Origin of the sequence: Campylobacter concisus (assembly GCF_902460675.1) — a bacterium.
In the GTDB taxonomy this organism is placed as follows: domain Bacteria; phylum Campylobacterota; class Campylobacteria; order Campylobacterales; family Campylobacteraceae; genus Campylobacter_A; species Campylobacter_A concisus_AJ.
Genome location: NZ_CABPUQ010000001.1, coordinates 1,711,121 through 1,725,638, shown reverse-complemented (window position 1 = coordinate 1,725,638; position 14,518 = coordinate 1,711,121). Strand labels below are relative to the sequence as shown.

General features: G+C 41.1%; 15 protein-coding genes. 5 read left to right on the top strand and 10 right to left on the bottom strand.

Annotated elements, in window-relative coordinates:
• The gene (locus tag F3G88_RS08430) at positions 1-1,056 is read right to left on the bottom strand and encodes an ABC transporter substrate-binding protein (protein WP_103558589.1); all 1,056 of its coding nucleotides are present in this window, start codon (positions 1,054-1,056) and stop codon (positions 1-3) included.
• A gap of 219 nt (positions 1,057-1,275) precedes the next feature.
• On the opposite strand from F3G88_RS08430, the gene F3G88_RS08425 reads away from it, so the two are divergent.
• Positions 1,276-3,507, top strand: a complete 2,232-nt coding sequence (locus tag F3G88_RS08425; protein ID WP_149715884.1) for a nitric-oxide reductase large subunit — start codon at positions 1,276-1,278, stop codon at positions 3,505-3,507.
• A gap of 71 nt (positions 3,508-3,578) precedes the next feature.
• Positions 3,579-4,133 (top strand): DUF1523 family protein, encoded by a 555-nt coding sequence (locus F3G88_RS08420; protein ID WP_149715883.1) that lies wholly within the window; start codon positions 3,579-3,581, stop codon positions 4,131-4,133.
• A gap of 13 nt (positions 4,134-4,146) precedes the next feature.
• Here F3G88_RS08420 and ybeY read toward each other — a convergent pair whose 3' ends face one another.
• Complete coding sequence (gene ybeY / locus F3G88_RS08415; RefSeq protein WP_103572938.1) at positions 4,147-4,584, bottom strand: rRNA maturation RNase YbeY; 438 nt, start codon at positions 4,582-4,584, stop codon at positions 4,147-4,149.
• Between the two features lie 24 nt (positions 4,585-4,608).
• Here ybeY and queC point away from each other — a divergent pair, with 24 nt between their 5' ends.
• The gene (gene queC / locus F3G88_RS08410) at positions 4,609-5,307 is read left to right on the top strand and encodes a 7-cyano-7-deazaguanine synthase QueC (protein ID WP_141088404.1); all 699 of its coding nucleotides are present in this window, start codon (positions 4,609-4,611) and stop codon (positions 5,305-5,307) included.
• Positions 5,308-5,364: 57 nt separating this feature from the next.
• On the opposite strand, the gene F3G88_RS08405 is transcribed toward queC, so the two are convergent.
• Positions 5,365-6,009: a YajG family lipoprotein gene (locus F3G88_RS08405; RefSeq protein ID WP_103572940.1), complete on the bottom strand. Its 645-nt coding sequence runs from the start codon at positions 6,007-6,009 to the stop codon at positions 5,365-5,367.
• 220 nt (positions 6,010-6,229) lie between these two features.
• On the opposite strand from F3G88_RS08405, the gene hcp reads away from it, so the two are divergent.
• Positions 6,230-7,558 carry a hydroxylamine reductase gene (gene hcp, locus F3G88_RS08400; protein WP_149715882.1) on the top strand — a complete coding sequence of 443 codons (1,329 nt, stop codon included), beginning with the start codon at positions 6,230-6,232 and terminating at the stop codon, positions 7,556-7,558.
• 33 nt (positions 7,559-7,591) lie between these two features.
• Here the strand turns inward: hcp and F3G88_RS08395 are convergent, their stop codons facing one another.
• Genes F3G88_RS08395 through mobB form a run of 5 tightly spaced genes read right to left on the bottom strand, consistent with a single transcriptional unit; the run spans position 7,592 to position 12,080 of the window.
• On the bottom strand, positions 7,592-8,569 hold the full coding sequence (locus F3G88_RS08395; RefSeq protein WP_103599010.1) for a ferrochelatase: 978 nt from the start codon (positions 8,567-8,569) through the stop codon (positions 7,592-7,594).
• Positions 8,570-10,504: a methionine--tRNA ligase gene (gene metG / locus F3G88_RS08390; protein ID WP_149715881.1), complete on the bottom strand. Its 1,935-nt coding sequence runs from the start codon at positions 10,502-10,504 to the stop codon at positions 8,570-8,572. It lies immediately after the preceding gene.
• Between the two features lie 15 nt (positions 10,505-10,519).
• A complete protein-coding gene (locus tag F3G88_RS08385) occupies positions 10,520-10,738 on the bottom strand; it encodes a hypothetical protein (RefSeq protein WP_149715880.1) in 219 nt (72 codons plus the stop codon).
• Entirely contained in the window at positions 10,738-11,601 is an 864-nt protein-coding gene (locus tag F3G88_RS08380; protein ID WP_262974780.1) for a class 1 fructose-bisphosphatase, read from the bottom strand. The genes F3G88_RS08385 and F3G88_RS08380 overlap by 1 nt, the downstream gene beginning before the upstream one ends.
• On the bottom strand, positions 11,601-12,080 hold the full coding sequence (mobB, locus tag F3G88_RS08375; protein WP_103646102.1) for a molybdopterin-guanine dinucleotide biosynthesis protein B: 480 nt from the start codon (positions 12,078-12,080) through the stop codon (positions 11,601-11,603). The genes F3G88_RS08380 and mobB overlap by 1 nt, the downstream gene beginning before the upstream one ends.
• Positions 12,081-12,201: 121 nt before the next feature.
• On the opposite strand from mobB, the gene F3G88_RS08370 reads away from it, so the two are divergent.
• Positions 12,202-12,681, top strand: a complete 480-nt coding sequence (locus tag F3G88_RS08370; RefSeq protein ID WP_035142983.1) for a hypothetical protein — start codon at positions 12,202-12,204, stop codon at positions 12,679-12,681.
• Here F3G88_RS08370 and F3G88_RS08365 read toward each other — a convergent pair.
• Positions 12,602-14,239 (bottom strand): lytic transglycosylase domain-containing protein, encoded by a 1,638-nt coding sequence (locus F3G88_RS08365; protein ID WP_149715878.1) that lies wholly within the window; start codon positions 14,237-14,239, stop codon positions 12,602-12,604. The two genes, F3G88_RS08370 and F3G88_RS08365, sit on opposite strands and share 80 nt — an antisense overlap.
• Complete coding sequence (locus F3G88_RS08360) at positions 14,217-14,510, bottom strand: YggT family protein (protein WP_148784546.1); 294 nt, start codon at positions 14,508-14,510, stop codon at positions 14,217-14,219. Before F3G88_RS08360 ends, F3G88_RS08365 begins: the two co-directional genes overlap by 23 nt.
• Positions 14,511-14,518: the final 8 nt, after the last annotated feature.

Sequence of the window (14,518 nt, the reverse complement as noted above, 5' to 3'; positions counted from 1 at the left end):
TTACTTACTGCTACCATCTGGATTTAGGCCTTTTAAGATATAGCCATACTCTGTGTCGGTAAGCTCGTGACCTAAAAACTCTTTATAAAACTCTTTTGTTTTTACTTTCATATCGACATCTTTAAATAGATCTGGTTGGATAGTTTTTGCTGCCCATAAAATTTGAAGTACGTTTTCAGCACCATATCTATCCCAGCTAAATACACCTTTTGGGTTGCCGTAAATTTTGCCGTTTTTAACAGCGTTTGAACCAGAGAATGCAGGGTGCTCTTTTATCTTTTTGATCTGTGCGTCTGTGTCATTACCGCCAACGATGATGATATCAGGATTTGCATTGATGATCTCTTCAGCGCTAATTTCGATCATTGAACCCTCAGTATTGATAGCATTTACACCGCCACCTAGCTTGATCCAAGTGTTTTGGATGGTATTTGTACCATCAACTTTTAGCAAATTTGCACCACCAAGAAGGTGAAGTACTTTTGGACGTTTAGCGTCAGGGATGCTTTTTGTTCTTGCTGTTACAAACTCAGAGTTATCGTGGATTTTATTAGCAAGTTTTTCAGCTTTTTTTCTAGCATCATCAGTCCCTATGACTTCAGCTGTTGCGTAGATGCTTTTCTCCATATCTGGATAGTCTCTAAAGATCAAATTTACCGCGCTAAAGCCATTTTTGATAAGTTCATCTTGAAAATTTTTGTTATACACTATGATAACGTCAGGTGCAAGTTTAACAAGCTCTTCGATCTGAAGGTCTTTGCCATTTAGTGCAGCTGGTAAATTTTTAAGTCTTGGATAGATGTGCTCAAACCACTTGTTGTTTTTGATCAGATCAGTTGTGGCTACAACCTTATCCATACCGCCAAGTGCTAGGATGATCTCGTTGTTTGCATTCCACAGTGCTGCGATCTTCTCAACCTTTTCTGGGACGCTTACTTTTACGCCTTGCATATCGGTTATGCTTCTAGCAGAGTCAGCAGCGCTTAGGCTAAGAGCTGTAAAAAGTGAAGCAACAAGGCCTATTTTAGCCACTTTGTGCATGAAATTCATTTGCATATTTTTTCCTTTTTTGGTGTGAAATAGTTTGGTTGATATATTACCGCTATTTACATTAATGTTATGTAAAATTTGCATATACATTGTGAAAAAAATGCATATTATTGTAAATTTCTATAAAACTAATAGGATAAATATTCTCCTTTTATTGATATATGTCATTAATCACTATTTTGAAATGAGATAAACTTTCTCCTAAATTTTAAAAAAGGAGAATTGATGCGTGAATACAAAAGATACTGGCTCGCACTTGTTGCTGTGCTGGTAGTTTGCTTTAGTATTTTAGGCTACTATGGCGTTGAGGTTTATAGAAATTCGCCTCCAGTTGTAAATTTTACTGACGAAAATGGCAAGGTCGTAATCGACAAAGAGAGTATCTACAAAGGTCAAGAGGCTTGGCAAAGCATAGGCGGTATGCAGGTTGGCTCTGTTTGGGGACACGGGGCATATCAAGCACCTGATTGGAGTGCGGACTGGCTTCACAAAGAGCTAGTTGCCTTTTTAGAGATCAAAGCTGATGAAATTTATCATCTAAAATACGCTGATCTAAACGCCGAGCAAAAAGCAAATTTAAAGGTTTTGCTCAAAAAAGAGTATAGAGAAAATAGCGTAAAGGACGATAAATTTGTGCTAAGCGCTGATAGGCTAAAGGCAATAAGTCAAGTAGCTAGCGAGTATGCTGCGCTTTTTGGTAATGACCCTAAATTTAAGCCTTTAAGAGAAGCTTATGCGATGAAAGAAAATACGCTTCCAAATGCTAGCGACAGAGCTGATCTAAACAACTTCTTCTTCTGGTCAGCCTGGGCGACAGCCACAAACAGACCTGGTAGCGAGGCAACCTATACAAACAACTGGCCGCACGAGCCGCTAATCGATAACGTGCCAACAAGCGAAAATATCTTTTGGTCGATTGCAAGCGTCGTGATACTTCTAGCTGGCGTTGGCTTCCTTGTTTGGTTTAGCTCATTTTATGGCAAAAAAGACGATGAAAAGCTTGAGCCTATCAGCGAAGATCCGCTTAAAAAGCTAAATTTAACACCATCACAAAAGGCACTTAAAAAGTATCTCTTTGTCACATTAGCTCTATTTGCGTTTCAAATTTTAATAGGCGGCTTTACAGCTCACTACACAGTCGAAGGACAAGAATTTTATGGCGTAAATTTATCAGCCTACATCCCTTATTCGCTTGCTAGAACGTGGCATATACAAGCTAGTATATTTTGGATAGCGACCGGATTTTTAGCAGCTGGACTATTTTTAGCTCCTATTATAAATGGCGGCAAGGATCCAAAATTTCAAAAGCTTGGCGTTGATCTGCTCTTTTACGCGCTACTTATCCTTGTAGTTGGTAGTTTTGTGGGTGAGTATCTAGCCATCGCAAACATCATGCCTATAAATTTAAGCTTCTGGCTTGGACATCAAGGATATGAATACATCGATCTTGGACGTGTTTGGCAGATCATTTTGTTTGTTGGTCTTGTCATCTGGATGCTTCTACTTCTTCGTGGATTTGCAGGCGGCTTTAAAAACAAAGGCGATAAAAATTTACTTGCTATCTTTGCTATGTCAGCGGTTGCGGTTGGCTTATTTTACGGAGCAGGGCTATTTTATGGACAAAGAAGTCCATTGCCAGTGATGGAGTACTGGCGCTGGTGGGTAGTGCATCTTTGGGTTGAGGGCTTTTTTGAGGTATTTGCGACGGCTTCACTTGCCTTTGTCTTTGTTAGTCTTGGACTTGTCTCAAAGAGATTTGCTACATTTTCAACACTTGCTAGTGCGTCACTCTTTATGGTAGGCGGTATCCCAGGCACCTTCCATCACCTCTACTTTGCAGGCACTACAACGCCTATAATGGCGGTTGGTGCTAGTTTTTCGGCACTTGAGGTCGTGCCTTTAGTTTTACTTGGCGCTGAGGCATATGAGCATTACAGACTTCAGTTTGCTCAAAGCTGGGCTAAAACGCTTAAATGGCCACTTTACTGCTTCATCGCAGTTGCCTTTTGGAATATGCTAGGCGCTGGCGTCTTTGGATTTTTGATAAATCCTCCAATCTCGCTATTTTACATCCAAGGGCTAAATACAACGCCAGTTCACGGACACGCAGCGCTATTTGGCGTTTATGGATTTTTGGCACTTGGCTTTGTTTGGCTTGTGGCTACTTATTTATTTAAAGGGCAAGAATTTGATGAAAATCTGATGAAAGTTGGCTTTTGGGGACTAAATGCAGGACTTATGCTAATGATCGTGCTTTCACTACTTCCAATAGGAATTTATCAAGCATTTGCAAGCTTGGAGCAGGGCATGTGGTATGCAAGAAGTGCTGAGCTTTTACAACAGTCACACTTGCAAAATTTAAGATGGCTAAGGATGCTTGGCGACACGATTTTAATAATCGGTGGCATCTGCTTCTTTGCTCAGCTTTTAAAATTTATGCTTAACAAAAAGGCTTAAATTTATGGGGGCGCTTTGCCCCTTTATTTAAGCTATCTTTTCATAAAATAGTGCAAATTTAAAGGATAGAAATGATGACATTTTTAAAGAGAATTTGCGTTAGTTTTGTCGTGCTTTTGCACCTATTTTTGGCTTTTTTGGTTGATTTTTCATTTCCGCACTACGCAAGCGTGCAGATAACTGGCGGCGACGTAAAACGCATGGATAAAGATGGCATAATAGACGCTAAAAACCCAGCTGACGGCCCAGTGCGCGACGTCTACTTCATCTACACAAAAGATGCGAAAAACGCTGAAAAAGTTATGGCTTATAGAAACGAAGATACGGCGTGGGGCTTTCCATTTTATTTTAAATTTAACTCAGCCGACATCCAAGCCAAGGCTCAAGGCTTTACAAATAGCGATAAAAACGTCACTATCAAATACTACGGATATAGAATTTCTATGCTAAACGAGTTTAGAAACGTGATCTCGATAAAAGATAGCGGCACAAGTACCAGCTGGCCTATCGCTAGCTACGTGCTTTACTTCATTTTATTTATCTCACTTATCATCTGGATAAGAAAGATAAATAAGACTTTTGCGCCAAAAGTTGAAAATTTAGAGACAAAAAAAGAGGCTCTTTAAATCAGGGGCTTTATCAGCCCTTTTTGTTTATAAGATCAATGAGCCTAACATCCTCGCTTCTTACGATTAGGCTCTTTGGTAGCTCAAATTTAGCTATCACTTCGCACTCTTTTTCTCTCATTTGCCCATCATCTTTTTCGTGATCGAAGCCTAAGATATGCAGCAAGCCATGTGTGAAAAGTAGCGCAGTTTCGGCATCTTCGCTGTGATTTAGCTCGGCTGCTTTTTCTTTTACCATATCTTTGTTTATGACTACCGAGCCAAGTGGGGCGTGAACGATGAGCTCAAGGGGAAAGCTTAAGACGTCAGTGGTTTTATCTATGCCTCGCTCAGTTCTGTTTAGCTCTCTCATCTCATCTTTGTTGATAAAAACTAACTCAACTTCACCAGGTGTTAGATATGAGCAAATTTGATCTAAAATTTCTGGATAACTCTCTTCGCAAAGTATCATTTTTGGCTTGTCCTTAGTAAAATTTTGTATAATTTTAGCAAATTTAAAAGGCAAAATATGAAAAAAGCAGTTTGTATAATGAGCGGCGGTATGGATAGCACGCTTTGCGCTGTGATGGCAAAAAGGGCTGGATATGATGTAGTCGCACTTCATTTTGATTACGGACAAAGGACGATGAGACGAGAGAAACGTGCGTTTGACGAGATATGTGAGCGTCTTGGTGTGGTTAAAAAGATAAATTTAGACGTTAGCTTCATCGCTCAAATAGGCGGAAATTCGCTAACGGATAAGAGTCTGCAGATAAGAAAAGATGGCGTTAGTAAGGACGTGCCAAACACCTACGTGCCGTTTAGAAATGGCGTATTTATCTCAATCGCCGCCGCGCTTGCCGAAAAAGAGGGGGTGCAGGCGATCTACATAGGCGTGGTCGAGGAGGATAGCTCAGGGTATCCTGACTGCAAAGAGAGCTTTATAAAAAGCATAAATGAGGCGATAAATTTAGGCACTTCGGCTGATTTTTCTTGCGAGATCATCACGCCACTTGTAAATTTAAGCAAGGCTGACATTGTGGCAAAGTCACTTGAGCTTAATTCGCCAATAGAGCTTACATGGAGCTGCTACGAGAGTGAGGATGAGGCGTGTGGGCTTTGTGATAGCTGCAGGCTAAGGTTAAATGGCTTTAAAAAAGCAAACGCTGTTGATAAAATCCCTTATAAAAAGTAAAATTTGACTTGAAATTTAAAAGCTAGCCACTATAAATTTAGTAGCTAGCCTAAATTTCTACTCTAAATTTAGCTCGCTTATCTGCTTTGAAAGCTTCTCTTTGTACTCAGCCAAAGAGCTTTTGATGATATTTGCATAATCATTTTGGTTTATTAAGAGATACTCCTCTTTGCGTTTTACGACCGTGCTTAGCTCTTTGTTATTTACGCTTAAAATGGTGCTTATATCAGCGTTTAGACCAACTTTTACCGCACCAAGCGTCATATAAGTCCAAAGTTTTTCTATCCTTGCATTAACGCTTATCGTATCCTTATCTATCTCGTTTTCGTTTTTTACGACCTGATAGCCATTACTTCTAAAGGCGTCCTCTATACGCGCCCTTACTATACTAGTTGTCCTTTGTTTATTTTCTAAAATGACGTTCCAAAGCCCTTTGCCGTAGCTATTTCTCGTTCTGCCGATGTATTTTTGCTTCTCTTTTGCGCTAACTTCATTTACATTGTGCTTGTACAAAGATGGGGTGCTGGCTTGTTTTGGGTCGTTTTCAAAGGCTCTCACATCCTTGACGCTTTCGATGTAAATTTTTGTCTTTTTGCTAACATTTGAAGGTGCTTGCTCGTCTGGCAAGGTCACAAATATCCCCTTTGGAGCGCAGCCACAAAGCATAAAAGCGGCAAATACCACTAGTAGTAAATTTTTCATTTTCATCCTTTTAAATAAATTTCAAATGTAAATCGTTTTTTTGTAAATTTTATTAACTCTTTGCGCCAAATTTCAAATTTATATTTTGATATCCAAAATCATAAAACCTTAAATTTAATAACTAAAATTTAAATTTAACTTTTCTTGACTGCTATCAACCAAAATAGCTAGCCACATAGGATAAAATCCGCTTAAATTTTTAAATTCACAAGGAGAAAAGATGAAAGATATGAAGATGTTTTGCCATCAGTGCGAGATGAGTGCTGAGGACGGATGCGGTGCAAAGGGCCAGCCTATGGGCACCTGTGGCAAGAGCGACACGCTAGCGCTTTTGCAAGATACGATGGTTTTTGGCTTAAAAGGCCTTAGCGCATACCGCCACCACGCGCACGAGCTTGGCGCTGATACTAGCAACGTTGATCGTATTATGGCTGATACGCTTTATTTTACGCTTACAAACTCAAATTTCAACTTCGATGAGCACATCAAACAGCTTCTTGAAGTAGGCGATGCTGGCGTTGAGGTGATGAACCTGCTAAGCGAGGCTCACACGGCTAAATTTGGCATCCCAACACCAGTTAGAGTGAGCCAAAACAAGGTCGAGGGCAAGGCGATCTTAGTTAGCGGTCACAACTTGCACGCCCTAAAAGCGCTACTTGAGGCGACAAAAGACAAAGGCATCAACATCTACACTCACTCAGAGATGCTTCCAGCTCACGGATACCCAGAACTACGCAAGTATAGCCACCTAAAAGGCAACGTCGGCAAGGCGTGGTTTGACCAAACTAAGCTATTTAACGAATTTAAAGGTGCGATACTAATGACAACAAACTGCATCGTGCCACTACGCTCAAACTGCACATACGCTGATAGGCTATTTGGCTACTCGATCGCAGGCACAAACGGCGTAAAACACATCGAAAACGACGACTTCACACCACTTATCGAGTGCGCACTAGCCTGTGGCGACGTTAGCGGCTTTGATAGCGACGAGAGCCTAGTAACTGGCGGCCACTACAAGACTATCCTAACTTTAGCCCCACAAATTTTAGACGCGATAAACACTGGCAAGATCCGCAGATTTTTTGTGATCGCTGGCTGTGACGCGCCTGGCAAGGGACGTGAGTACTATAGAGAGCTAGCTGCTAGCCTTCCAAAAGACTGCGTCATACTTACTTCAAGCTGTGGTAAATTTAGATTTAACGATATCGACTTTGGCAACGTCCCAGGCACCGAGCTACCACGCTACATCGACCTTGGTCAGTGCAACGACAGCAACGGCGCAGTTAAGATCGCCCTTGCATTAAGCGAGGCAACAGGCATCGCAGTAAATGACCTACCAGTTTCTATCGTGCTAATGTGGATGGAGCAAAAAGCGGTCATCATCTTGTTAGCGCTATTTAGCCTTGGTATCAAAAATATCAACGTAGGACCTAGCTTGCCTAAATTTTTCAATGAAGAGATCATAAATTTCTTAGTGGATAAATTTAACGTTAGACCAATTAGCGGCGACGCGCAAGCTGATCTAAAATACTTCTTAGGTGAGTAAAAAACTGCCAGGGCTTAGGCTCTGGCTCTAAATTTAAAAGAGTCCGCTTTGCTCTTTGCTTTGACTAAGGCTGTCAAGTAGTTCTTCTTTTTTGCAAAGCACAAGGGCGTAGACGAAATTTTGTAGCTTCTTTATCTCGTCTAAATTTTCATAAAAAATGGCGTTTTCAACCTTTAGCGTGCTATCTTTTGGCAGACAAAATTTAAGTTCGCTTTCGCTGAAATTTCGCCTTAGAAATATGCTTTCAGTCAAAAATAGCTCCTCGTCTTCTTCAGCTATCACCGCTCTAAAACTGCTACCAAAACCAACTGGCTTAAAGTCTTTGTCGATAAAGACTGGGTCAAAGTGCGATGAAATCCTGCTCTCTGTCACTTTAAAGCCGATATTATTTTTCTTAAGATAGCCAAGAAGTCCGCAAAACATCCCAGCAAAAACTCTAGGGATGGATAAATTTTGATAGTATTTGTCATCGTAAATGAGCGTTGTAAAGAAGATCGAGCTTGGATTTAGCACGCTTATGTTTGTGTCAGTCCAGGCTGTCTCGTAAAGTAGCGAGAGCCTTTGAAGTATCCTCGTATCGTCGCTAAAAAATGTGTCAAACAAATTTGCATGAAAAATTTTGTAAAAAAGCTCGGTTAAATTTTCAGGTATGACGTGGGCGTTTTTTTCGAGGTGTGACTTCTCTAAAAGCGCTTTTATGAAGGGATTGACCGCGCAAAATTTTATATTTTTGTGGATCGCCTCAAAGCGCATGAGCTTGATGATAGCCGTTTGCAGGCTTGCTACCTTGATAAAGGCTATCTCATCGTCGCTTGGCGTGATCTCTTCTTCGCTAATGATAGCGTAGGCACCTTGCTTTATCGCAGGTGCGATCTGATCGCTTTGCGTGGCGATGAGAGCGTAGCCTCGTTTTATATTTTTAGCCTCAAACGCGAAGCTAGTCACGCTTGAGATGCTTGGGTTGTTTAAAATTTGCCCATTTATTATGTGGGTTAAATTTTCTATCGTCATTTAGCCAACGATCGCGCCGTTTTTGACCTTGCCCTGCGTGCCAAGAAGCGTTAGCGAGCCATCTGATGCGCTTAGGATCATGCCTTGTGAGACATATTTTTTCATCATCGTTCGCTCTTTTAAATTTGCTAAAACGCAAACTTGCTTGCCCACAAGCGAGCTAGGCTCGTAGTATTTGGCGATGCCAGATAAAATTTGACGTGGCTGCTCCTCGCCAAGATCTATCTTAAATTTAAGCAGTTTCTCGCTACCCTCGACCCTTTCGCACTCGAGCACTTCGCCTACTTTTATCACAATTTTGGCAAAGTCATCGATGCTAATGATACCTTCTTCTTTTTTCTCCTCTTTTGGCTCAGCTTTTACCTCTGCTTTTGGCTCTTCTTTTAGTCCTCTTGCCTCGCCCATTAGCTCTTTTTCTATCCTTGGGAAGAGTGGCTCAGTAGCTTTTGCCATAAAATTTGAAATTTCATTTTTCAATACAAGACCTTCATAAGAGGCCGTATCTATGCTAAAGCCAAGCGTATCAGCTATCTTAGCGCAAGTTTTTGGCATAGCTGGGCTAAGCAAAATAGCAACTTTAGCAAGTAAATTTGCACAAAGTGCCACAAGTGCGTTTGCCTCATCACTTTTGCCAGCTTTTACAAGCGACCATGGCTCATACTTCGCAACGGCTGCGTTTGCAAGCGTTACGACCTTCCAAAGATCCTCTAAATAGCGGTTTGTCGCTAAATTTTCTAAATTTTTTATCGCCTCATCAAGATAGCCCTTCGCCTCATCAAGCTCGGCTTTGTGAAATTTGATCACGTCTTTTGAGTCGATTTTATAGTCGCTATACTTTGCGCTCATGCCCACTATACGGCTTAGCAGGTTGCCAAGTCCATTGCCAAGCTCTGAGTTTATGCGCTCGATCAAGGCTTTTTGGCTGTAGTCGCCATCTTGTCCAAACGGCACCTCTCTAAGCAAAAAGTATCTGAAATTTTCAAGTCCATAAGCGTTTGCGACCTCTCTTGGGTTGATGACGTTGCCCTTGCTTTTGCTCATCTTCTCGCCATCTATCGTCCACCAGCCGTGCGCTGCGACGTGTTTTGGCAGTGGCAAGCCAAGGCTCATCAAAAATGCCGGCCAATAAACCGCGTGAAAACGTAAAATGTCCTTGCCAACGATATGTGTCGTATGCGGCCAAAGGTCCATTCTAGCGTTATCTCTTGAGTATCCTAGAGTTGTTAAGTAGTTTATGAGCGCGTCAAGCCAGACATACATAACGTGCTTGTCGTCGTTTGCACTCTTTGGTAGCTTTATGCCCCAGTCAAAGCTCGTTCTTGTCACAGAGAGGTCTTTTAGTCCGCCCTTTACAAAGCTTACGACCTCGTTTTTCTTACCCTTTGGGATGACGCAAAGCTCGTCGTTTTCATACCATTTTAAAAGCGCGTCTTCGTATTTTGAAAGTTTGAAAAAGTAGCTCTCTTCTTTGACTAAAGATGTCACGCGGCCGCAGTCTGGACAGCGGTTGTCCTCAAGTAGGTCTCTTTGGTTAAAAAATGTCTCGCAGCTAACGCAGTAAAAGCCCTCGTACTCGCCCTTGTAGATATCGCCGTTTGCTTGCATCTTTTCAAAGACATTTTGCACGGTTTGCTTGTGCTCTTCGTCAGTTGTCCTTATAAAATGGTCGTAGCTTATCTCAAATTCGTCCCAAAGCGATCTAAATTTCGCACTGATCTCATCAGCATACTCTTTTGGCGTCTTACCCCTAGCACGAGCTGCTTGCTCGATCTTTTGACCATGCTCGTCTGTGCCAGTCATAAAGTAGGTCTCTTTGCCTTGCAAGCGGTTAAATCTAGCAAGCGTATCAGCGATGATAGTCGTGTAGGCGTGGCCGATGTGTGGCACGTCATTTACGTAATAAATCGGAGTGGTTATATAAGCTTTTTCTTTCATATTTTTCCTTTAAATTTAAAAATCAAATCCGCCGTCACTGCCAGTGTTGCCTTTTGACATCGAGTTGTAGCAGCTATTTACATACTCTATCCTCGTCTCGCAGTCAAAAAATGCCTCGCAGTTAAAACAGCTTTTGCGACCTTTTTGCTCTTGACACTCTTGCAAGATCTTTGCCTTTTGCTTTAGGGCTAGCTCAAATGCGTCAAGTGGCTCGTTTGCTTGTGCTTCTTGCATTATTTTTGCTCGTAAAATTTATGCAAAAGAGAAATTTCATCACGCGAACCAAAGAAGCATGGCGTAGTTTGGTGAATTTTTTCTATTTTTATATCAAAGAGTGTTTGATTTTTGCCATTTGTCGTTGCGCCCTTTGCGTTTTCATATATAAAAGCAAATGGCAACACCTCAAAGACAACCCTTAGCTTGCCATTTGGATGATCGCTCGTTGCTGGGTAGCTAAAAAGACCGCCGCCTTTTAGTAAAATTTGATGCAAGTCGCTCACCATCGCGCCTGAGTATCTTAGCCTGTAGCCCTCGTTAAATAGCTCGTTTATGAAGTTTCTATGCGTTTGGCTCCAACCTTTTTGCGTAGCTCCCGTGGCATTTAGCTTGCCTTTTTCTTTTAGCTCAAGCTCTTTTACAAATTTAAACTCACCATCTTTGCCAAGCCTATAAAATTTAGGCAAAGCGCTCTTTTTCTCAGCAATTACTAGCTCAAGTCTTGGACCATAGATGCTGTAAGCTGCGGCTATTAAATTTTCTGGTTTTACCTCGTCTTCGTAGATACCAAAGATCGAGCCAACGGCGAAATTTACATCAACTAGGCTTGAGCCATCGAGTGGATCGTAAGCGATGATAAATTTAGCGTTTTTATTTATCTCAAGCTCGTCCTCTTTCTCTTCGCTAATTAGCGCTTTTACGCATGAAAGCTGCTTAAATTTAGCTGTGATGATCTCGTCGCTTTTAACATCAAGCTTTAGCTGGGTGTCGCCAGTTGCATTTTCGTGAGTTGTGTAGCCAAGATCGGCGTATTTTATCACTTCGCTTATCTCTTTTGCGATATCTTTAATGGTGTTAAAAATTTGGTTTAGTTCTTGCATTATACAGCCTTTGCATTTTTGATTATCCACGCACAAATGGCGTCTATATCGTCTAAATTTAGATTTGTGATCTCGTAAGGGATTTGCTTTTTATAAGTGGCGATCGCGTCTGAAAAGCTAAGATAAGCTTCATCGATCTCGCCTCGAAAGACGCTTAGTCTTGGCAGTGGCAGCGTCTTTAGCCCCTCGACTAAGAGAATATCAAACTCGCCGATCATCCTTATGACCTCGTCTATGCCTTGCGAGCTTTGCGAAAAGTAAGTCGTTCTAGTCGGACTCATCACGACTACGTCAGCTCCTGCCTGAGAAAATTTAAAGCTATCCTTGCCTTCAACGTCAAATTTGGCCTTGTCGCCTGGGTCGTGCTTGACCACAACGACCTTTAGCCCATCATCTATAAATTTTTTTGCGACTTTTAAGATAAGCGTCGTTTTTCCGCTATTTGAAGGGCCAGAAAAAGCAATGGCAAGTCTTTTCATAAGAGCCTTTTTCGTTAAAATTTCTTGCGATTATAGCTCATATTGGCTTTAAAATTTATGAGTGAAATTTAAAAAATAAAATGCTAAAATGCGAGAAAATTTAATATTTTAAGAGTTTTTTATGAGAAAATTTACACTATTTTTTATATTTATTTTGATGATATTTGGTTGCGCTGATCAAAAAGTGATCGTGCATGAGCCACTAAAAAATGAGCTTTTGGCCTACACAAGTAAGAGCGAGATCATCGATGGCACTGATAGAACGCTCATAATTGCAACCTATCTAAATCCTATATATAACTCAAATTTAGACGAGAGCAAAGAGCACTTTTTAGTAGCCATAAACCCAAAAGAGCATGCGCAAAATTTGAGCAACATAAAGGTAAATGGCGACTCAAATGCCACAAGCGCAAGGCTGCTTGATGAAAACGACGAGATGCTTAAATTTGCTGGATTTTCTATGCCTTGGGCGGTCTATTACGAAGTGACCGCACCAAGTAAGCAAAGCGACGATCTCGCGCTTAGTTTCGAAATTTATCAGTCAAAGCCGGTTTTGTTAAATTTTCGAAAAGTTGCGAAATCTTTATACTGGAACCATTAAGCGCCATATAGATCACATAGTTTGCAAGCACCTTCTTGCCGTAGTTTCTAGTCTCAGCCACTGGGACTAGCTCGATCGATAAAAACGGCTCAAATTTCCCCTCTTTAAACATATCATCTCTTGTTATGACTTTTTTGGTAAAGCCGATACCGCCGTTATACGCGTAGGCCGTAAAGAGCGGATGATAAAGAAATTTATCAAGATAGTTTAGGTGATGATTTGCAAATTTAAATGCAACATCAGTTTTAAAAAGATCGTCTTGGTCAAAATTTGGGATTTTTAGCTCTTTTTTGCCGATCGCATTTGCAAGAAATGGCATAAACTGCATCATACCAAGGGCGTATGAGGTAGAAATGACGCTTGGGATAAAGAGGCTCTCTTGTCTTGCAAGTGCGTAGATCATCGACTTTCGCTCAGTGCTGATGCCTTCAAGCTCAGGTGAGCTTGGCATCAAAAAGTACTGCTTCTCCCAGCCATGTGCCTTTTGCATGAAGTATGCGTATGCGCCGATGCTCTCGTTTGTGTAAAATTTCATCGCAAATTCGCTTGCTTGCGTGGCGTTCATATCCTTTGCAAGGGACATGGTTTTGTTCCATAAAAATGGATCGCTCACATCAAAATTTTCGATATTTTGCTTGCTAGGTCTTGGCACGACGACCTCAAGCGGCTCGCCACCGACCAAATCTCTTGCGTAAAGTGAGTAGATATTTGCATCTTTGCTAGCACTTAGCTCTTTTAAAAAGCTCTCATCGCCGCTTAGCTCATACTGCCAAAAGGTCGCATTATCCCTTTGCCAAGCCCTATCAAAGGTGTTTTTAGCTCTTGTGAAAAAACTAAATGCAACGTCATTTTGACCAAGTAAGATGGCGTTTAGCCCAAGTGTAAATGCGTCGCTTTTTTCAGTGACTGCAGGATCTATGCTAAGTAAATTTCTTCTAAAGCCTTCATATTTTTTATTAAATACGACGTCGTTTAGTAAATTTGTAAAGCCCTTTTGCATGTAGAGCTTGTTCATAAAATTTGCTTCAAAATTTACGCTAAAAAGAGCGTTTTTGCTTTGTGGATTTGAAGCGTTAAAAAGCTCCAAAAAGCTTTTTGTATCGTTTGCATTTGCAAAGCTAAGAGCTGGATTTGGCTCGTTTAAAGTGCGTAAAATTCTAGCTTTTTCTGGATTTGTGCTTGCAAGATTTGCCGCTAAAATTTCACGAGTTTTGCTATCAAGTTTTAGAGAAAAGCTCATCGTTGTTAGTAAATTTTGGCAAGCCAAGCTAGCACTTGTGATGTTGTTTGCGCTTATGCCAGGGCACTTGCTAGGGGCTGCTTTGGGAGGTAAAATTTTATTGATTGATTTTTGAACTAAGCCACTTTTTCTAAAAACGTCGCGTGAAAGCTCTGCTATCTGCTCCTTTGTGTAGCTACCCTCGTTTATAAGGCGGTTTATGTAGTAGTCTTTTGCAAGGCTTTTTGGCTCGTTTTTTAGCTCCTCGTAGGTGTAAATTTTAGCTAAAAGAGCAACGCAGGCTAAAGAGAGGATACTAAAGTGACGCAGCAAAAACAAATAAAAGCCTTATTAAAAATTGATCTATGAGTTGAAGTGCTAAAAGCACGATGAGTGGGGTAAAGTCGATACCGTTAAATTCTGTTTTGATGTAGCGTCTGATGAAGCTATAAACAGGATCAGTCAGCCTATAAAGTAGCTGCACGACTGGCGAGCTAGGATCAGGCTTGACCCAGCTAATGAGAGCCGCTGCGATGACGATCCACGTATATACCGTGATGATAAGATGCAAAATGTTTGCGACCGCTGAAAATAGGGTGGAAAGTATCATTTTTGCTC